The organism is Fibrella aquatica, from assembly GCF_041321135.1.
Taxonomy (GTDB): domain Bacteria; phylum Bacteroidota; class Bacteroidia; order Cytophagales; family Spirosomataceae; genus Fibrella; species Fibrella aquatica.
Genome location: NZ_JBGGWF010000005.1, coordinates 138,011 through 156,738, shown reverse-complemented (window position 1 = coordinate 156,738; position 18,728 = coordinate 138,011). Strand labels below are relative to the sequence as shown.

Below are 18,728 nucleotides of genomic sequence, written 5' to 3'. Positions count from 1 at the left end.
CCATCCACCGAACGCTGCACATAGTGACTCCCCGCATTTACCTGATTTTTCTGGTAAGTTCGTTCCTGAACACGCCCGCCTTTTCTCAGGAAACAAATTCCTCCAGCCTTAAGGCGGCATCGGCCAGACCTTCATCAGCTACCCGTTCCGATGAGGCATTTAATGGGCTATTGCAGTATCTTTTTCCGGTGCAAACAGAGGGTACCGACTATCAGATTTTGTTCGATAACCTGGCTCAACTCTACAATAATCCGGTTGATCTGAACCGCGCTAATCGCGATGAACTGTCGGCCACCTTGCTCCTGACCGACCGGCAGATATCCAGCTTGCTGACGTATCGGGAAATGAACGGCGACCTACTAGCCGTTGCCGAACTACAGGCCGTTCCCAATTTCGACGTACCCAGCATTCAACGGCTACGTCCTTTCGTTACCATTCGTCAGGATGTGCTGACCGCTGAATTACCCGCCCCCACCGATAATTACCTGATTGCCCGGTACGAACGGGTGTTGGAAGAGCAAAAAGGGTTTACAGAGGCCGTACCCAACAAGTCAGGTGCGATGCCACTGCGCTATCAGGGTAGCCCCGGTCAGTGGTATTTGCGGTACCGAAATAGTCGGCCGGGATTTTACAGTGTGGGCTTTACGCTGGAACAAGACCCCGGTGAAGCATTTCGCTGGAACCCGGCTACCCGGCAATACGGCATTGATTACATCTCGTTTCACGCTCAGATTCAAAACCGAGGGCGGTGGCGTAATGTAGTCATCGGTGATTTTCAGCAACAAATTGGGCAAGGACTCATTTTATCGGCTGGTTTTTCGCTGGGCAAAAATGCCGAAACCATCCTGACCGTTCGTCGGCCTACGCTGGGCGCTCGACCCTACACCTCCCTGACTGAGTACGGTTACCTGCGCGGCCTTTCGGCTACCTACAGCCTGAACCCACAGCTTGAACTGACCCTATTTGCCGCCCGGAACCGCCGCGATGCTAACGTTGCCGCTGTCAAAACAACACTCGACGAGCCTGTCGTGACCTCGTTCGGCACTTCGGGTTTGCATCAGACAAGCAGCGATTTACTTGATCTTCGGGCGGTGGCGGAAACAAATCTGGGCGGGCATCTACACTATCGTACGCAACAAATTCAACTGGGGCTGACAGTGCTGCAAACTCGTTTCGATACTCAACTGCAAAAGCGGGATCTGACGTATAACGACTATGAGTTTGTGGGTAAGCAAAACCTGCTTGTAGGGCTTCACGCCGGGTACGTTTGGCGCAACATGAATTTCTTTGGCGAAGTGGCCCGGAGTAGCGGCTCAGTCACTAACAGCGGTGGGATTGGTGCCGTTACTGGCGTGCTAACCAGCCTGAGCCGCCGACTCGATTTGGCTCTTTTGGCCCGTCATTATGACCGTAATTTCCACAGCTTTTACGCCAATGCATTCGCCGAAGGAAGCCGCACCATCAATGAAACGGGGATTTACGGTGGAGTCAAATACAGCGTTTACCGAAAATTGACGCTAAGCAGTTTTGTCGACTGGTTTCGCTCTCCCTGGTGGAAATACCTGATCGATGCGCCGTCGGGTGGGTTCGATCACCTGATCACGGCAACGTATACCCCAGATCGGCAGACGCGTTTCGCCCTGATTTTCCACGACGAACACAAAGAGAAGAACAAACCCGGTAGTAAGACAACACCAAAAGAAGTAGTTGGTACTACCCGCCGCAGCCTTGCCTTCACCGCCGACTACACTGTTGCACCCGGCCTCACAATGCGGTCGCGCGCTCAGGCAGGTACGTTCGGCTACGCTTCATCGACAACGAGTTCGGTCGGGTTTGCTGTTATGCAAGATGTGACCTATGAACGGGGTCGTTTTAGCCTAAGCGGGCGTGTAGCCCTGTTCGGTACCGACGATTACGACAGTCGGCAATACGCCTACGAACGCGACGTGCTCTACGCCTTTTCCTTCCCCGCTTATTTCGACCGGGGCGTCAGGCACTATCTGCTGGCCCGTTATCAGGCAAGTAAGCACCTCGACATCTGGTTCCGCTACGCCCGCACAGACGTCACGAATCAGCCCGATATTGGTTCTGATCTAGACCTGATTGCCGCACCGCACAAAACAGAACTGAAGCTCCAGGTTCGTTGGCGGTTTTAACCTCACCCCCAGCCCCTCTCCTGAAAACCAGGAGAGGGGGGAGCACTACAGCAGCTTCGCCAATTAGCAGCGCTACGCTAAAGCGACTCCCCTCTCCTGGTTTTCAGGAGAGGGGCTGGGGATGAGGTTAAAACCGCCACACCGTTTTGGCTAATAGCACCTCTTTGCCGGTTTCGGCGTGGGCTAGGCGATGTACGAACGTACCTGACTCGGTTGGCTGATTCTGTACGTCGATCTGTTCGCGCCAGTGGGTTTCGGTTTTGTAAACCACATCCAGTTCGGCTATTTCCTGCGTTTGCAGAATCGTATCGGGCAGCTGCTCCAGAAGCCAGCGGATGTAGACCACGTTGTTTACGTGCTGATTGGCGTCGATATCGAACCAGCCCACTGTCACCTGATCGGCAGGCGTATCGGCAAAATCAAGCGATTGATAGGCGGGTTTCGACGGGAGCTTGGGCGACACATCGGCCATGTCGGGGGGCGACAGGGAGCGGATGAAGCCCGGCACCGGAATAATGCCGCGCTTGGCCGTGTCGAATACCAGCCACGTGCTATTGGCTTCGGCCAGCAGAATACCATCTTCGTCGAGCACGCGGAAGTCGCGGTACACAAAGAATTTCTCAACGAAAGTTGGGTACGTTACCACCTTGATTACCTGACCCGTGCGTGGGTACGTATGCATAGTCAGCCCGAAACGCATGAGCATCCAGCCAAGTCCCTGCGCCTGTAATGAAGCACTACCGATGCCATAATCGTCGGCATTGCGGTTGGCCGATTCCTGCATCAGGTTCATCAGGGCTGGAATGCTGATTCGGCCGGTGGCGTCGCATTCGTAACTATGTAACGTATAGGTGTCGGTTTGGATAAAAGCCATAACTGTAAAGGTACGGTTTTGACGTGGCCTACACCTATTTCCTACAGCGCAAACAGTCGGATAAGGAACCCACCCAATGCCGCGCCAAGTAACGGCCCAACCACCGGAACCCATGCGTAACCCCAGTCTGATGACCCTTTACCGGGAATTGGCAGAAGTGCATGGGCAACACGGGGTGCCAGATCGCGCGCTGGACTCATGGCGTAACCCGTGGTGCCACCCAGCGACAAGCCGATACTCCAGACAAGTACACCAACCAGATAGGGGCCAACGCCGATAGCCAGTACGCCCAGTGCTTTAGACGAAATTCCTGCCAGCCCCAGAATAAGGACCAGCGTGCACAGCAATTCACTCACCAAATTGGAGAAGGGTTCCCGGATAGCCGGACCTGTGCTAAAAACGGCTAGTTTATCGTACGGATCGGGGGTAACTCGCCAGTGGGGAAGATAAAACAACCAGACAAGTGTTGCCCCAAGAAAGGCACCCAGCATTTGAGCCGAGATGTACGGTATCATGTGGCTGTAATCATTGGTAGCAACGGCGAAGGCAACCGTAACGGCAGGGTTCAGGTGGGCGTCGAGACTCCCGAATGATTTGGCAACGAATACGCCCATGGTTACGGCAAACGCCCAGCCCGTGGTGATCACAATCCAGCCCCCGTTGGCGCCTTTTGTTTGTTTAAGTACCACGTTGGCTACCACACCATTGCCTAATAGAATAAGCACCATAGTGCCAATGAGCTCACCTAAAAAAGGAGAAGTTTGCATGAGAAAGGATAGTTCAAGGTCAGGAATAGTCTCTATTTAAGATAAATTAGAGCGATTTTGAGCCAATATACGGGCCATTTTGATTTTATACTGCCAATCGTCAAAACATGAAAACCATTCAGTTTGAACAAACCGGCAAACCCGCCGATATACTTAACGTCGTTGAAAAGGACGTACCGGAACCGGCACCAGGCGAGGTACGTATCCGCGTGGGGGCTAGTCCTATCAATCCATCCGACATTATGTTTGTGCAGAATCTGTACGGCATTCGGCCTCAGTTGCCATCAGGGGCCGGTTTTGAGGGTATGGGCGTGATCGACGCCGTGGGGGAAGGAGTACAACTACCCGTTGGTCAGCGGGTGAGTTTTACGGGAATCGGCGCGTGGTCAGAATACGCCATTGCACATCACAAAGCCCTGATACCCGTTCCCGACGAGATGACCGACGAGGTGGCTGCTCAACTCTTCGTGAATCCGTTTACGGCGTTTGCCATGGTAGAGGAGTCGGGCGTGCCGGAAGGTGGTTGGCTGATGCTTACGGCCTGCGCGTCGGCATTCGGTAAAATGGCCATTCAGTTGTGTCAGCAACGGGGTATAAAAACGATCGGAACCGTTCGGCGCAACGACCTGAACGACGAGTTGAAAGCCCTTGGCCTGACCGAAATCATTAATACGGAAACCGACAATATGGCCGCCCGCGTGAAGCAAATTACCGACGGTCAAGGTGTTGCCTGTGTGCTCGACGCGGTAGGTGGACATACAGCGTCGGAGGCCCTGAAATGCCTCGCCAAAGGCGGCACCATGCTCATTTACGGCCTGTTAAGCCTAGAAGATCCAACCTTCAATGCGGGCCTGATGATCTTCCGCGAGCTGACCGTGAAAGGCTTCTGGCTAACCGACTGGATGCGCCGCGTCGATGCCAAAACACGTCAGCGAGTAGCGGGCGAGGTAATCGGCATGCTGGCATCGGGCCAGATAAAGATGCCCGTTGAAGCCACCTACAGCCTCGACGAAATCGCCAAAGCCGTTGACCACGCCGACGCACCCGGACGGTGGGGGAAAGTGCTGGTGAAACCTTGAAATGAGTTCAAAGTCTAATGTTCAAAGTCCAAAGTCGCGTTGCTAACCAACCATTCTGTGTTATGGCAGCGCGACTTTGGACTTTGAACATTAGACTTTGAACTCATTTCGCCATTGCCTTACTAACTACCGAAATTAACCCCACCATAGATACCACAAGCAGGGCGATGACGATGATTTGGGTGTGGCTGCCTTCGTTAGGGTTATCGAGCAGGGTGCGGATGTGGTGCGCCTGAGCACCCGACCAGATGGCGAGCAGCGTGCGCGGAACCATGCCGAGAAAGCCGCCTAACAGAATATTGCGAAGGCTGGCTCCCGACAGCGAAAACACCATATTGGTCAATGAAAACGGCAACGCGGGCGACAGTTTGGCAAAAAAGATAAACTGTAACTCGCGCTCGCGGATACGATGCAACACGCGGGCCGCTTTAGGATTCTGCTCAATCAGACGTCGAACCCGGTCCTGATCGAGTCGCTGCACGACTATGTTGACCAGCACAATGGCCGACATGTTGATGATGAAGAGAGGCGCTACGGCATTCCAACTCAGGAAATAGCCAAAAATAAGAGCTAACGGCGTGGGTAACATCAGGGCAAAGGCACACGCAAGGCTACACACCACAGTGGCAATAACCCAGTCGGTGGCCGAGAACAGGGTAATCTGCGCTTCGTGTGTCACGGCGTAATACGTGATGTACGAGCTCATCAGCAGCGGTAGGGCCGATAGCACCAGACCCAACAGCGCCGGGCCAGTCAAAAGTTTGCGGAAGTTGGTAGTCATGAACATACGGGCAACCGTCTCATTTGCAGAACTGTTCATTCAACCCATAAAATCAGAGCCTGTAGCACTGCCGAATACAGGAGATTTCGGGACAGCGTGTAGCTTGCGGTATGATTCGACGCTTTTCATTCCTACTCTATCTGCTGGGTGGTCTCGCTTTATCAGCCACAGGCCAGTCTTTCGGCCAGTTCTCTCCTGCTGATACCACACTTTACCTGAAAAAGACCTTCGTTTTCCGGCGCGATTATCCGTTGCCGTATCGCTTGCTGGAACCGCTCGAAAAAGAGTCGAAAGCAAAATACCCGTTGGTAGTGGTGCTGCACGGAGCGGGCGAAAAAGGCGATAACAACGAACGGCAGTTGCTTAGCGGCGGCGACATATTCGCCAGCCTCGACAATCGCCTTCGTTTTCAGTCGTACGTCGTTTTTCCGCAATGCCCTAAACCCGATAACTGGACAACCTTTGGTTTCCTGAAAAACCCCGGAGAAGAAATTCAGCTAGGTACGTACGCCAAACGAGCCAGCGAGCCCCTCCAGGCTACCCTCGCTCTGATCGATCGCCTGATTGCAGATGAGCGAATCGACAAGAATCGTGTGTATATCATTGGCATGGCAATGGGGAGTTTTGGTACCCTGGAAGCGCTGTCCCTGCGGCCCGGTCTATTTGCAGCGGCAGTACCCATTGGTGGTGGCGGCGACACAGCGGCTTGCGACAAGTACGCTAAAAAAGTGCCGCTCTGGCTTTTCCACGGTGAAAACGACCCTATTATACCCGTCGGTCTGTCGCGGGCCATTGCCAACCGCCTACAGACGCTGGGCGTTGAGCCTCAATACACCGAATACGAAAATGGCGGTCAACAGTCGTGGTACAGAGCCTTGACTGACGAACGCCTGCTTCCCTGGCTATTCGATCAAAAACGAAAGTGAAGGGTGAGGGGGTGAAGGGTGAAGGGTGAAAGGCGAGGGGTGAAGGATGTTGCTCAAGCAAACGCATTGCTGACGCGTAAGCAACACCCCTTCACCCCTCGCCCTTCACCCTTCACCCTTTTACCCTTCACCCCTTCACCCCTTCACCCTTTAAACCTTTCGGAGCGGGCGGGGTTTTATTGAGATAAACTCAACAAAACCCCTAACGTTATGGCTGCTTCTTCTGCCTCTTCCGATGGCTCACAACAAGCCAACCTGGTCTCTAATGAAAACGCCGAAACCATGTTCGGTGCCGATCAGGCCGAAACCAATATGGTCAAACTCGTTGACGGTAAACTGACGCCTATGGGCGATACCGACGACGATGTAATGGACGAGCAACTCCGTAATCGCTACAGTAGCGATGAAGAGCGGAGCCTTCAGGGCTTTACCGAAAAAACGTACGAAAACTCGGATGCCTCATTGCGGGGCGCTGAAGACGTTAAACCCGATGCCAGCAACGACGCCGAGGAAACAACAGGTACGTATGTGGTCGAAGACAACGGCCCGGCGACTCAAGACGATGAAAACACGTTTACGCTGGAAGCCGATCAGGGTGGTGCAGATGAAGAACCTGCTACAACAGCCGCTGCCAACGACGGTACGCCAACCAGCCGGATCCAGCCGAACGGTGCCGATCAGACAAATACCTATTCGATGACCATCACCGGCGATATGGTGCCCATGACGCCCGGCACGCCCGACCCCAATAATCCAATGCCGGGTGGGCCATCCATACCACCAACACCGCCTTCGCCGGGTCCTGAAATTCCTGATCTGCCAGGTTCGCCCTCGCCCGACAAGCCTGAAATTACTGACCCTAGCGAGCCCGAGCGTTCGCATGAGATCAATGCCAGTAACCGTGCAGGCACGTCAACACAAGTGCATAATATGGCGCTTGGCTTTGGCTACGGTGGTTCCGCGTCGCGTACATCAACCGTCTCTGTTGACCAAAATCATGTAGAGCCAACTCCCGATCAGATCGAGCCGGGCGATGCCGTACCGGGAACACAGTACGTGAACATGTCGAAGGGAATTGACGATGCCGAGGGAATGGATAACACCCCAGATACCGGTTCGTCTGATAAACCTTATCAGGAAGATGCCGATGCGCCAACAGCTCACAAGCCCGGCGAACGGCCTGAAGAGGCACAGGAAATGATGACGAATCCACGTCAGGCGGCCGATGAATCAATGGCCAAGGCACAGGAAATGCTCGGTCCGGATGGTGACCGGAGCGACACTAAATCGACCGACGGGTTAGATTTGCCCTACAACGATCCGCAGTCGGTTCGCGACAGAACAGCGTACTAAATCTCAGGTACGTTCCTCACGACAAAAGGCTTCTCTGCATAAGAGAAGCCTTTTTTTATGGGGTAAGCTAAGAGGGTCAGGCGCTGAAATTCTGGTAGATCGAATCCATAATGCGGGTAAAATGCTGGTAATCCTCTTCGCTTAATTGCCCCCAGCCCTGCCGACGGATATCGACCACGAGGGGCAGCAATTCATCGTATAGGTCTTCACCAGAGGGTGTCAGGAAAATCAGAAATTTTCGACGATCATCATCGGCGGGGCGGCGTTCGGCGAAGCTCTTTTTCGTCAGTAAATCGATGATACGTGTTACCGTGGGGGCATCTTTCGTGGTGAGTTCACCCAGTCGATTCTGACTTATTCCGGGGTTGCGGTGCAGGTGATCGATCAACACCCATTGATCGACGGTGAGATCATAGCCTGCCTCGGAGAATCGCTTTTGAAGTGCGTACCGAATGCGTTTGATAGTAGTATCAATCTTGAAAAAATAAGCTCGTTGATCGGAAGGGTGTGTCATATGGTTGTATTTGCAGAATAGTATTCTGCACATCCACAAAAAAACAAACCAATATTTTGCCCTGCAAACAATTACCAAACAATGCGCATCAGATAGCAGTCGTCTCCGTCAGTAAGCGTTCCAGTTGTCGCTCTATTTCGGGGACCGATTCATACAGTTGTTCGTAGGAATCAATGACGAAATACTGCTCCTGAAAGCGGTCAATGACGTAGGGTATCTGCAGTAGCGTGGCCACGTCATAATCAGTGCGGCGGGGTACGTCGCTTTCCAGCGCATAGATGGTTTCACCCGGCGACGACAGAATACCACCACCATATATACGTAGCTCGCCGTTTTCGCGAATGAGCCCAAACTCCACCGTGTACCAGTATAGTCGGGCAATCATATCGATGGCTTCTTCGTGGTCAACATGCTTCAAGGCAATTCGACTCAGCGCTGCCAGGAAATTGCAAAACGGCTGATTGGTCAGTACAGGTACGTGCCCGAAGGTGTCGTGAAACATATCGGGTTCGGGCAGGTAGTCGAGCTGATCGCGGGTACGTAGCCAGGTTGTGGCGGGAAACTGCCGGTCGGCCATGAGCTCGAAAAATTCACGGTTACCGATCAGTCCCGGAACAGCTACTACCCGCCAGCCCGTCAGCGGCAACAGGCGCGGGTTCAGGTCTCGCTCGAAGTCAGGAATGGCCTCATTCGGAAAACCCGTCGCCACAATACCATCCATGTAGGCCTGTGAAGCACGACCCGGTAGGCGGTGCATCTGCCGCCGGAACAGCATCCCCCAAACAACCTGGTCGTCGGGCGTATAGGCAGAATAAGTTTGAAGCATGACTTAGAGGGAGTAAGGGGGTGAAAGGGAGGACGGAGGAAAGGGGGCAGATTGCTTATAGTGCAATGCATTTCCCGCTTCCCTTTCCTCCGTTCTCCCTTTCACCCCTTTCCTCCTTTATAATGTTCCCCTAACTTCCTGTTCGCGTTCGATGGCTTCGAAGAGGGCTTTGAAATTGCCTTTTCCGAACGAGCGGGCTCCTTTTCGCTGAATGATCTCGAAAAACAGCGTAGGCCGGGGGCAGATCGGCTTCGTGAAAATCTGAAGCAGATACCCTTCCTCGTCCCGGTCGACCAGAATACCCAATGAACGGAGGGTATCAATCTCTTCGTCGATCTGACCAACGCGCTCTTTCAGGTCGTCGTAGTACACGTCGGGTACGCGCAGGAACTCGACGCCCCGGTCGCGGAGAGCGGTCACCGTTTCCACGATGTTATCTGTTGCCACGGCCATGTGCTGAATACCCGCGCCACCGTAAAAATCGATGTACTCTTCAATCTGCGACTTCTTTTTACCCTCGGCCGGCTCATTGATCGGGAACTTCACCCGTCCGTTACCATTGCTCATCACCTTACTCATCAGGGCTGTGTAATCGGTTGAGATGTCGTTATCATCGAAGGAGACTAGTTGACTGAACCCAAGCACGTTACCGTAGAAGTCGACCCACTCATTCATCTCGTTCCAGCCCACGTTGCCAACCATATGGTCAACATATTGCAGACCTACCGGCGCAGGCTGATAAGCGGGTTGCCAGGCCTCATAGCCCGGCAGAAACGTACCCGAATACTGGGTACGTTCAACAAACAGGTGAACGGTGTCGCCATATGTGTGAATGCCCGATCGCACCACGTATCCATGCGCGTCTTCATCCTGAACGGGTTCCATAAATGGTTTTGCACCCCGTTTGGTAGTTTCCAGAAACGCCTGACGCGCATCATCGACCCAGAACGCCACCACCCGAACGCCATCGCCATGAAGATCGATATGTCGGCCAATGTCGGTATCGCCGTGTAGGGGCGAGGTCAGTACCAGCCTGATTTTGCCCTGCTGTAACACATACGATTCCCGGTCGCGAAGCCCCGTTGACAGGCCCGCGTGGGCGATTGGCTGAAAACCAAAGGCTGTCTGGAAAAAGTGGGCCGCCTGACGGGAATTTCCAACATACAGTTCAACGTAGTCGGTGCCGTTGAGGGGCAGAAAATCAGAGACAGGTTGCGTATTGGCAACCGCTTCGGTAGCGGGCTCGAGCACAAGCAGATTTTCCATGGTATCGGGTGGGTCTGATAGTACCGCCGGGCTTTACCCAAACCGCGACGATACCCAAACCCTGTTCATTGATGAATGTAATTAGCTTAACAACTATTGTCTAGCATACAATTATAACGCGAATTTGTATCAAATCCAGATATACTAGTTTAAAACGACGAAAAACCTAGGCTATAGTCCAAATCGCGCGGTGTTTTGGGCTTTGTCGACGCGCCCCATTTCAGCCTTATCAGTACCTTTACCGGTAGAGGGGGCGTTCCATCAACGATGGTTGCTCGTTCAGTCTATCACTCGTTTACTTTTATGAAACCGACCCTTTTGATCCTTGCCGCAGGCATGGGAAGCCGCTACGGAGGCATCAAACAACTCGATCAGTTTGGCCCCAACGGCGAAACCATTATTGATTATTCGTTATACGACGCTATCAGGGCGGGTTTTGGCAAAGTGGTATTTATTATTCGTCAGGAGCTTCGTGCCGATTTTGAAGCCATTTTTCTACCGAAACTCGCTGGAAAAATTGACGTCGATTTTGCCATTCAGGCCTTGTTTTCATACGTACCTGAAGACTTGGGTCCTGTTCAGCGCACTAAGCCCTGGGGCACGGGCCACGCCATGTTGTGCGCTGCCGCTCATACAAAAACCCCTTTTGCGGTCATTAATGCCGACGATTTCTACGGGCAGGAAGCCTTTCAGGTGATGGGTGATTTTCTGACCAACGATACCGATGATACCCTTCATGCCATGGTTGGCTACGAGGTAAAGAACACGCTCTCTGATTTTGGCTCGGTATCGCGCGGCGTTTGTGCCACCGACAACGCTGACAACCTAACGTCGGTGATTGAGCGCACCAAAATTTACCAAAAAGACGGCGTAATCGTGTATGAAGAAGCCGATGGATTAACGCCACTGGATCCACAAACGCCGGTATCGATGAATTTCTGGGGGTTCAAGCCCGGCGTATTTGCTCACGTGCAACGTCAGTTTGAGACCTATGCCCGCGCCAACTTCGATATACCCAAGGCCGAATTTTACATTCCTACGGTCATGACCGAACTTATCCAGACCAACGAGGGAGCCTGCCGTGTATTCCGCAGCCAGTCTGAATGGTTTGGTGTCACCTACCCGGAAGACAAACCAACGGTGAAGAAGTCATTCAAACGCCTGCACGACAGCGGTGCTTACCCGGATAACTTGTGGGCATAGTGATGATGGTACGCGGATTATAATAGTACGCGGATTAAAAAGATTTAAAACGATTTGCGCAGATTGAATGGATACGCGGATTAAAGGGATTTGCTCTGCTTCAGGCTACGTATCGGCTTAAATCAACATCTGTGTTGATCGTTTTAAATCCTTTTTAATCCGCGTACCATTATAATCTGTGTGAATCGTTTTAAATCCCTTTAATCCGCGTACCCAAAAAATTCGCGCGAATCCCTTCTAAATCCGCGCGATCCGCGTACTATTACCACTTGATCTTTTCGGCTGTTTTTAGTATATTTGATAGAATCAGCAAAGCCTATAACAACAGGCTAATGAACTATGCGTAAGGATATTATAAGCGGATCGAGCGAAGCAATGTCGGCTACCGAAAAGGAAATCGAACGCGCGCTACGTCCGTTATCATTCGAGGATTTTACAGGTCAGGCCAAAATCCTGGAAAACCTCGAAGTATTTGTGAAAGCCGCCATGATGCGGGGCGATGCCCTCGACCATGTGTTACTGCACGGGCCTCCGGGTCTGGGCAAAACGACCCTCTCCCACATCATCGCCAACGAGTTGGGAGCAAACATCAAGATGACGTCCGGCCCGGTTCTCGACAAACCCAGCGACCTGGCTGGTTTGCTGACTAACCTGCAGCAAAATGATGTTCTGTTCATCGACGAGATACACCGGCTCAACCCCATTGTGGAAGAGTACCTGTATTCGGCCATGGAAGATTACAAGATTGATATCATGCTCGATTCGGGTCCGAATGCCCGATCGGTACAAATCAAACTGAATCCGTTCACGCTGATCGGAGCTACTACCCGCGCCGGTATGCTGACGGCACCACTTCGCGCTCGTTTTGGCATTAGTAGCCGCCTTGAGTACTACGATGCTAAGCTACTGACCAACATTGTACAGCGGTCGTCGGCTATTCTGAGCACGCCCATTGATGAGAAAGGAGCCTACGAGATTGCCCGTCGTAGCCGGGGTACGCCGCGTATTGCCAATAACCTGCTTCGTCGAACCCGCGATTTTGCACAGGTACGTGGCAATGGCGTCATCAACGTAGACATTGCCGAAATTGCGCTGAATGCTCTTGAAGTGGATCAGCACGGCCTCGATGAAATGGACAACCGGATTCTGTCGACAATCATCGAGAAGTTTAAAGGGGGTCCCGTTGGCCTGTCAACCATTGCAACGGCCTGCGGTGAAGAGTCTGAAACGATTGAAGAGGTCTATGAGCCTTTTCTAATTCAGGAAGGCTTTTTGAAGCGAACGTCGAGGGGCAGAGAAGCTACAGAAAAGGCTTATTTCCATCTTGGCGTAGTACCACAAACCCGCAATGGTGAACTCTTTGGATAAAGCCTAACTAAAAAAGCCCGCTAGGTAGCGGGCTTTTTTAGTTAGGCTAACATTTTACTCTGATAAATACATTCGATGACGGTGGCTACTGAATTATCAACCAGGAAGTAGTAGATATTTTTACCACTCCGCCTGATCTCCAGAATCCCCTTATCGCGCATGTTGATCAAGTGATGCGAAATCAACGATTGTTCAGCGTTCAGATTTTTATAAATAGCTGATACATTCAGTTCTTTATTTTCGTGAAGCATCAGTATAATCTTGATTCTCAGCGGATGGGCTACTGCCTTAAGTACATAAGCGGCTTTCTCGATTTTTTTTTCTTCTTCCATGATTCCTTCGGTGGTTTACGGGCGGGGATTATAAATGATAGGATGAAAGTACAAACTCGGCTACTACTCACCTAAAGGTATACACGAAAAATATGTGTACATCTTATTTAAGGGGACAAATGACACTATGATACTAATAAACATACCAAATGAACTGAATATAATTGAAGTATCATTTTATACTTAGCTATTTTTCCCCTTCCAGCCAATCAGAAAAACACCGGCCAAGACAAACACGGTACCGACCAGCTGCCAACCCGAAATTTGTTCGCCAAGAACACTAGATGCCAATACAATCGTAAATACAGGACCAACGCTACCAATAATCGATGTATTGCCAGACCCAACCCGCTTTATTCCTTCTGCCATCAAAAATGTAGGAATTACGGTGTTTATCAGGGCCATTGCCAGACCTATGAGGTAAACAGGAACAGGAAAATTACTCAACTGGAAACCATCCTGAACTAGTTTATGAAATACAGTAGGTATTGTTGCAGCCAGCATGGCATAACACGTATAGCGCTGAGCGCCCAGTCGAGCAATCATAGAATCGCTACCAACCAGATAAACAGCGTATACCAGACCGCTCAGTATAATAAAGAACGTACCCAGCCATAAATTCACTTGTGGTTTTGCCTCATTCAAATGAGGGAAAAAGGCAATCAGTATACCAGCGTAGGTCAACAGCAGAGCCAGCCACTGTAACATCATCACGCGACGTTTCAGTAGAAACACATTGATTAGCAACACAAAGGTGGGATACGTGAAAAGCAGAATCCGTTCCAGACTTGCATCTACATAAAGCAGTCCTAGAAAATTAAGATAACTAGCTATATAATACCCCGTTACACCTAACAAAGCGACGATTCCCCAATATGTTGGGGCCATTTTTACGGGCGGCACCCGGCGCAAAATCCACAACAATGTGCCCGCGTAAAAGGGCAGGGCAAAGAGCATCCGTAGCGTCAACAGCGATAAAGCGTCGACCTCGTAGCGATACGCCAGCTTGATGAGCACGCCTTTGAGGGCAAAGCAAAATGCCGCCAAAAAAACACATAATGCGCCAACCCAGTAGCGCATTCGTGGCGAAGCCGTGGTAGCCGGTTCTTCAATTGTCATAAAAAAAATGAACGATGAAGCGTTGCGTCCACTATTTAGTAAGTGTCAGCTACGCCTCATCGTTCAAAATGCACTGTTTTAAACTAATTGTACTCTGTCGCCTATCTGGTGTTACTTCTGCCGGAAGAACAGCGTCAGCGGAACGCCTTCAAAATCGAAGTGTTCGCGCAGTTTATTCTCCAGAAACCGCTCATACGATTCTTTAATGTATTGCGGCAGGTTACAGAAGAAAATAAACGTGGGCGACGGCGTTGGTACCTGCAACATGTATTTGATACGAACGTACTTGCCTTTTAGCGCTGGCGGTGGAAAAGCCTCCACTTCAGGCTGCATCAACTCGTTTATTTTCGAGGTAGCAATTCGTTTACTCTTGTTCTCATATACCTGCATGGCTTTTTCCATCACCTGGAAAATACGCTGCTTCTCATGCACCGACGTGAAAATAATGGGCAGGTAATCGATGGGAGCCATGCGCTCGTTGATCTCCTTTTTCCAGACATCGGCCGTTTTATGATCTTTTTCAATGGCATCCCATTTATTGACCATAATGACTACGCCCTTTTTCGCTTTGATGGCCTGACCAATAATCGTCATATCCTGACTTTCAAGGCCCCGTGTGGCATCGAGCATCACAATACAAACGTCCGACGCTTCCATTGCTTTAATGGTGCGCAGCGTTGAATAGAATTCGATGTTGTCGCTCACGCGCGCTTTCCGCCGTAAACCAGCCGTATCGGTCAGAATAAAATCTTTTCCGAAGGCTTTGTACCGCGTGTTGGTGGCATCTCGGGTGGTACCGGCAATGTCGGTAACAATGTTACGCTCTTTACCCAGCAGCGTGTTCACAAACGACGATTTACCTACGTTTGGCCGTCCAATGATAGCAATGCGCGGAATACCGGCATCAGGATCATCTTCTTCACCTTGCGGAAAATGCTTTACCACTTCGTCGAGCAACTCACCCGTTCCCGTACCGGTCTGCGCCGAAACCGGGTATGGATCGCCCATCCCTAGCGAATAAAACTCGGAAGCAGCCTGTCGGCGTTCGGTCGTTTCAGCTTTGTTGGCAACCAGATACACCGGCTTTTTCGAGCGGCGTAACACATCAGCGAAATCATCGTCCAGGGGGCTTAATCCGCTCATCGTATCTACGACAAACAGCACAACCGTGGCCTCGTCGAGGGCAATCTGAACCTGCTCGCGGATTGCCTCCTCGAACACATCTTCCGACCCTACCACGTACCCACCCGTATCGATCACGGTAAAGAAATGGTCGGTCCACTCGGCCCGTCCATAGTGCCGGTCGCGCGTTACGCCCGACTGGTTATCCATAATGGCCACGCGTTGCTCAATCAGTCGATTAAACAGCGTTGATTTACCCACATTCGGGCGGCCTACAATTGCTACAATATTTGCCATTTGCTCTGTAGCAATTAAGAATTAAGAATTAAGAGTTTTGCGCTGCACAGGTACGTTTCGCCCCAAAGCAGAGCAACCGCAGCGGCGGACCGCTCTTAATTCTTAACTCTTAATTGCCTTTTATTCATCATAACCCAACCGGCGGAGCATACGCTCTTTCTGGCGCCAATCGGGTTCTACTTTGACGTGTGTTTCTAAAAAGACTTTTTTACCGAAGAAGCGTTCCAGTTCTTCGCGGGCCATTATGCCCGTTTTCTTGATCATGTTGCCTTTCTCGCCCAGCAGAATAGCCCGTTGTGTGGGACGTTCTACCAGAATTTCGGCCGAAATCACGATCATGTCTTCACGGTCTTTAAACCCCGTGACAATCACCTCCGAACTGTAGGGAACCTCTTTCTTATAATTCAGAAAGATTTTCTCCCGAATAATCTCTGAAGCAAAGAACCGCTCCGACTTATCGGTCAGTTCATCGTCGGGGAAATAAGCGGGGTGGGTAGGCAGGTAGCGAACAATATCATCGAACAGCCGATCCAGGTTAAAGCCGTTCAGGGCCGAAATCGGGATGATTTCGGTGGCTTTGCGGGAAGCGCCGGAAACGTGCCCTGTTTCGGCGGGGTCGGCGTTCTCAGGTACGTCGTCGCCCGGTTCTTCGTCAAGTTCGTGTTCTTCGGCCAGTTCGGCAATGTCGGGGTCAGCAACGGCAGCGGCTTCATCGACAACGGCATAACCACCAATCTCAAAATGTTCTTCCCAATACTTGATCTTAGCTTCTACCTCTTCGGGCGTGGCCTGATCGATCTTGTTGATGAGCAGAATGATGGGTACGTTGGCGTATTTCAGCCGTTTGATCACATCGTCTTCGTCGTGCCGCTCAAAAATGTCGGTCACGAACAAAATAACGTCGGCATCTTCGAGTGACCCGCGCACGAAACTCATCATGGATTCATGCAGCTTGTATTTGGGCTGAATGATTCCCGGTGTGTCGGAGTAAACGAGTTGGAAGGGCTGCCCGTTATGATTGCCGTTCAGGATGCCCATGATCCGGTGGCGGGTGGTCTGGGCTTTAGAGGTGATGATTGAGAGGCGTTCGCCAATCAATTGGTTCATGAGGGTCGATTTGCCGACGTTCGGCTTACCAACAATGCTCACGAACCCCGATTTGAAGCCTTCTACGGCTTTATCGTCCGCAGCGGGTGCGGGTAGCACCGGGAGTTGATCTCCGGGTGGTTGTATGTCAGGTGATCCCATATTGGTTCTGTAACCAATGGCTTTGAGGTGAAGGCCGTTCCTTTTGTTTCCCAACAGAAGGCGACCAGAAAAATATTTTTACAAAGATAGTTGAATTTCTTGAAATGTGTCTTACATTTGCACTCCCAACACCGCGGGATGGAGCAGTTGGTAGCTCGTTGGGCTCATAACCCAAAGGTCGCTGGTTCGAGTCCAGCTCCCGCTACAAAGTGAAAGCCTCTGAGAAATCAGAGGCTTTTTTTGTTTCTTGTAGTTCCTAATCTACTGAACTACAAGTGATCACAAAACAGAAAGGTGATATAGCTGAGCAAGCCGTGATTTTGAAGGCACTTCAGCAGGGATGGGGAGTGAGTCGGCCGTCAATTGGCTGACTCACCTATAGATCTGACTAGAACGCCATTGCTTCCTCTGTCAATTGCCCAACTAACTCACCACGTACCTGCGCCGCAATCTCGAATGAACGGAGGCGGGCAGTGTGGTCGAAGATTTGGGCGGTGACCATTAACTCGTCGGCCTGGGTTTGTTCGATGAAACGAGACAGGCCACTCTGTACCGTGTTGGGCGATCCTACCATGGCGTAGCGCAACGCGTGGCTGGCTCCTGCCTGATCAGCCGCGTAGGTTAGCAAGTCGGGGCGGTCGACGGGGGGTGGTAACTGGCCCGGCGTGCCCCGGCGGAGGTTGATAAATTGCTGTTGAACGGACGTGAACAGTCGACGGGCTTCCTCGTCGGTATCGGCAGCAACCACGTTTACGCCCAGCATCACATACGGTTTATCAAGCGTTTCCGACGGGGTGAACTGGGTGCGGTACACGTCGAGTGCCTGCATAAGGGCGTCGGGTGCAAAGTGCGAGGCGAACGCGAAGGGCAAGCCCAGCAGCGCGGCCAGTTGAGCACCAAACAGACTGGAGCCCAATATCCAGACAGGTACGTTCAGGTTGGCACCCGGCACCGCCTGAATAGCCTGACCGGGATCGACCGACTGAAAATAGTGACGCAATTCAACCACATCCTGCGGAAACGTATCGGGGCCATTCAGATTGCGACGCAGGGCACGGGCCGTTACCTGATCGGAACCCGGCGCTCTACCCACACCGAGATCGATGCGATTCGGGTAAAGCGAGGCCAGTGTACCAAACTGCTCGGCAATAACCAGCGGCGAGTGGTTTGGCAGCATGATTCCGCCCGAGCCAACTCGGATTGTTTTTGTACCCCCGGCAACGTACCCAATAACGACCGATGTGGCCGCACTGGCAACGCCGGTCATGTTATGATGTTCAGACAGCCAATATCGGTTGTAGCCCCACTGTTCAGCGTGTTGTGCCAGATCGAGCGCATTGTGTAGCGCCTGCGTGACCGTGCTTCCCGCACTAACAGGAACGAGGTCGAGTATGGAAAAAGGAATGTTGTTCATTTCGTTGTCAAAAACTGGTTGTCAGTCCGGTTACTGACCAGACTACTTTCAGACACAACAAACCCGACTACGAAATAATTACC

Annotated in this window: 18 protein-coding genes and 1 tRNA gene; 8 read left to right on the top strand and 11 right to left on the bottom strand. The window is 51.7% G+C overall.

Annotated elements, in window-relative coordinates; all coding sequences use genetic code 11:
- Positions 1–23 precede the first annotated feature (23 nt).
- Entirely contained in the window at positions 24–2,156 is a 2,133-nt protein-coding gene (locus ACAW87_RS14160) for a ComEA family DNA-binding protein (protein WP_370724062.1), read from the top strand.
- 127 nt (positions 2,157–2,283) lie between these two features.
- Here ACAW87_RS14160 and ACAW87_RS14155 read toward each other — a convergent pair whose 3' ends face one another.
- A complete protein-coding gene (locus ACAW87_RS14155) occupies positions 2,284–3,030 on the bottom strand; it encodes an acyl-[acyl-carrier-protein] thioesterase (protein ID WP_370724061.1) in 747 nt (248 codons plus the stop codon).
- Between the two features lie 41 nt (positions 3,031–3,071).
- Positions 3,072–3,797 carry an MIP/aquaporin family protein gene (locus tag ACAW87_RS14150; protein WP_370724060.1) on the bottom strand — a complete coding sequence of 242 codons (726 nt, stop codon included), beginning with the start codon at positions 3,795–3,797 and terminating at the stop codon, positions 3,072–3,074.
- A 107-nt stretch (positions 3,798–3,904) separates the two neighbouring features.
- Here ACAW87_RS14150 and ACAW87_RS14145 point away from each other — a divergent pair, with 107 nt between their 5' ends.
- Entirely contained in the window at positions 3,905–4,876 is a 972-nt protein-coding gene (locus tag ACAW87_RS14145) for a zinc-dependent alcohol dehydrogenase family protein (RefSeq protein ID WP_370724059.1), read from the top strand.
- 103 nt (positions 4,877–4,979) lie between these two features.
- Here ACAW87_RS14145 and ACAW87_RS14140 read toward each other — a convergent pair whose 3' ends face one another.
- Positions 4,980–5,696: a TVP38/TMEM64 family protein gene (locus tag ACAW87_RS14140; protein WP_370724058.1), complete on the bottom strand. Its 717-nt coding sequence runs from the start codon at positions 5,694–5,696 to the stop codon at positions 4,980–4,982.
- Positions 5,697–5,767: 71 nt separating this feature from the next.
- On the opposite strand from ACAW87_RS14140, the gene ACAW87_RS14135 reads away from it, so the two are divergent.
- Both ACAW87_RS14135 and ACAW87_RS14130 read left to right on the top strand, forming a co-directional pair.
- The gene (locus ACAW87_RS14135) at positions 5,768–6,583 is read left to right on the top strand and encodes a carboxylesterase family protein (RefSeq protein WP_370724057.1); all 816 of its coding nucleotides are present in this window, start codon (positions 5,768–5,770) and stop codon (positions 6,581–6,583) included.
- A gap of 210 nt (positions 6,584–6,793) precedes the next feature.
- A complete protein-coding gene (locus ACAW87_RS14130) occupies positions 6,794–7,936 on the top strand; it encodes a hypothetical protein (RefSeq protein ID WP_370724056.1) in 1,143 nt (380 codons plus the stop codon).
- A gap of 76 nt (positions 7,937–8,012) precedes the next feature.
- On the opposite strand, the gene ACAW87_RS14125 is transcribed toward ACAW87_RS14130, so the two are convergent.
- From ACAW87_RS14125 to hppD, 3 genes are all read right to left on the bottom strand, one after another.
- A complete protein-coding gene (locus ACAW87_RS14125; RefSeq protein WP_370724055.1) occupies positions 8,013–8,450 on the bottom strand; it encodes a MarR family winged helix-turn-helix transcriptional regulator in 438 nt (145 codons plus the stop codon).
- Between the two features lie 88 nt (positions 8,451–8,538).
- Positions 8,539–9,276 (bottom strand): phenylalanine 4-monooxygenase, encoded by a 738-nt coding sequence (phhA, locus tag ACAW87_RS14120; protein ID WP_370724054.1) that lies wholly within the window; start codon positions 9,274–9,276, stop codon positions 8,539–8,541.
- Positions 9,277–9,393: 117 nt separating this feature from the next.
- Entirely contained in the window at positions 9,394–10,542 is a 1,149-nt protein-coding gene (gene hppD, locus ACAW87_RS14115) for a 4-hydroxyphenylpyruvate dioxygenase (protein WP_370724053.1), read from the bottom strand.
- Positions 10,543–10,845: 303 nt separating this feature from the next.
- Here hppD and ACAW87_RS14110 point away from each other — a divergent pair, with 303 nt between their 5' ends.
- The gene (locus ACAW87_RS14110) at positions 10,846–11,745 is read left to right on the top strand and encodes a nucleotidyltransferase family protein (RefSeq protein ID WP_370724052.1); all 900 of its coding nucleotides are present in this window, start codon (positions 10,846–10,848) and stop codon (positions 11,743–11,745) included.
- A 339-nt stretch (positions 11,746–12,084) separates the two neighbouring features.
- Entirely contained in the window at positions 12,085–13,113 is a 1,029-nt protein-coding gene (gene ruvB / locus ACAW87_RS14105; protein ID WP_370724051.1) for a Holliday junction branch migration DNA helicase RuvB, read from the top strand.
- A gap of 41 nt (positions 13,114–13,154) precedes the next feature.
- On the opposite strand, the gene ACAW87_RS14100 is transcribed toward ruvB, so the two are convergent.
- From ACAW87_RS14100 to ACAW87_RS14085, 4 genes are all read right to left on the bottom strand, one after another.
- Entirely contained in the window at positions 13,155–13,445 is a 291-nt protein-coding gene (locus ACAW87_RS14100) for an ArsR/SmtB family transcription factor (protein WP_370724050.1), read from the bottom strand.
- Positions 13,446–13,628: 183 nt separating this feature from the next.
- Complete coding sequence (locus ACAW87_RS14095) at positions 13,629–14,564, bottom strand: DMT family transporter (RefSeq protein ID WP_370724049.1); 936 nt, start codon at positions 14,562–14,564, stop codon at positions 13,629–13,631.
- A 111-nt stretch (positions 14,565–14,675) separates the two neighbouring features.
- Complete coding sequence (gene der / locus ACAW87_RS14090; RefSeq protein WP_370724048.1) at positions 14,676–15,983, bottom strand: ribosome biogenesis GTPase Der; 1,308 nt, start codon at positions 15,981–15,983, stop codon at positions 14,676–14,678.
- Between the two features lie 120 nt (positions 15,984–16,103).
- The gene (locus ACAW87_RS14085; RefSeq protein WP_370724047.1) at positions 16,104–17,231 is read right to left on the bottom strand and encodes a GTPase Era; all 1,128 of its coding nucleotides are present in this window, start codon (positions 17,229–17,231) and stop codon (positions 16,104–16,106) included.
- Positions 17,232–17,363: 132 nt separating this feature from the next.
- Between ACAW87_RS14085 and ACAW87_RS14080 the strand changes: the two genes are divergently transcribed.
- A tRNA-Met gene (locus tag ACAW87_RS14080) sits at positions 17,364–17,436 on the top strand.
- A gap of 70 nt (positions 17,437–17,506) precedes the next feature.
- Complete coding sequence (locus ACAW87_RS14075) at positions 17,507–17,602, top strand: group I intron-associated PD-(D/E)XK endonuclease (RefSeq protein WP_370724046.1); 96 nt, start codon at positions 17,507–17,509, stop codon at positions 17,600–17,602.
- Between the two features lie 17 nt (positions 17,603–17,619).
- On the opposite strand, the gene ACAW87_RS14070 is transcribed toward ACAW87_RS14075, so the two are convergent.
- Positions 17,620–18,645 carry an LLM class flavin-dependent oxidoreductase gene (locus ACAW87_RS14070; protein WP_370724045.1) on the bottom strand — a complete coding sequence of 342 codons (1,026 nt, stop codon included), beginning with the start codon at positions 18,643–18,645 and terminating at the stop codon, positions 17,620–17,622.
- Between the last annotated feature and the right edge of the window lie 83 nt (positions 18,646–18,728).

Excerpts from the sequence above, each read along its gene's own strand:
- hppD (WP_370724053.1), bottom strand. The coding sequence starts at position 10,542 with ATGGAAAATCTGCTTGTGCTCGAGCCCGCTACCGAAGCGGTTGCCAAT.
- ACAW87_RS14095 (WP_370724049.1), bottom strand. The coding sequence starts at position 14,564 with ATGACAATTGAAGAACCGGCTACCACGGCTTCGCCACGAATGCGCTAC.
- phhA (WP_370724054.1), bottom strand. The coding sequence starts at position 9,276 with ATGCTTCAAACTTATTCTGCCTATACGCCCGACGACCAGGTTGTTTGG.
- ACAW87_RS14145 (WP_370724059.1), top strand. The coding sequence starts at position 3,905 with ATGAAAACCATTCAGTTTGAACAAACCGGCAAACCCGCCGATATACTT.
- ACAW87_RS14125 (WP_370724055.1), bottom strand. The coding sequence starts at position 8,450 with ATGACACACCCTTCCGATCAACGAGCTTATTTTTTCAAGATTGATACT.
- ACAW87_RS14150 (WP_370724060.1), bottom strand. The coding sequence starts at position 3,797 with ATGCAAACTTCTCCTTTTTTAGGTGAGCTCATTGGCACTATGGTGCTT.
- ACAW87_RS14155 (WP_370724061.1), bottom strand. The coding sequence starts at position 3,030 with ATGGCTTTTATCCAAACCGACACCTATACGTTACATAGTTACGAATGC.
- ruvB (WP_370724051.1), top strand. The coding sequence starts at position 12,085 with ATGCGTAAGGATATTATAAGCGGATCGAGCGAAGCAATGTCGGCTACC.
- ACAW87_RS14100 (WP_370724050.1), bottom strand. The coding sequence starts at position 13,445 with ATGGAAGAAGAAAAAAAAATCGAGAAAGCCGCTTATGTACTTAAGGCA.
- ACAW87_RS14110 (WP_370724052.1), top strand. The coding sequence starts at position 10,846 with ATGAAACCGACCCTTTTGATCCTTGCCGCAGGCATGGGAAGCCGCTAC.
- ACAW87_RS14085 (WP_370724047.1), bottom strand. The coding sequence starts at position 17,231 with ATGGGATCACCTGACATACAACCACCCGGAGATCAACTCCCGGTGCTA.
- ACAW87_RS14140 (WP_370724058.1), bottom strand. The coding sequence starts at position 5,696 with ATGAACAGTTCTGCAAATGAGACGGTTGCCCGTATGTTCATGACTACC.
- der (WP_370724048.1), bottom strand. The coding sequence starts at position 15,983 with ATGGCAAATATTGTAGCAATTGTAGGCCGCCCGAATGTGGGTAAATCA.
- ACAW87_RS14130 (WP_370724056.1), top strand. The coding sequence starts at position 6,794 with ATGGCTGCTTCTTCTGCCTCTTCCGATGGCTCACAACAAGCCAACCTG.
- ACAW87_RS14135 (WP_370724057.1), top strand. The coding sequence starts at position 5,768 with ATGATTCGACGCTTTTCATTCCTACTCTATCTGCTGGGTGGTCTCGCT.
- ACAW87_RS14070 (WP_370724045.1), bottom strand. The coding sequence starts at position 18,645 with ATGAACAACATTCCTTTTTCCATACTCGACCTCGTTCCTGTTAGTGCG.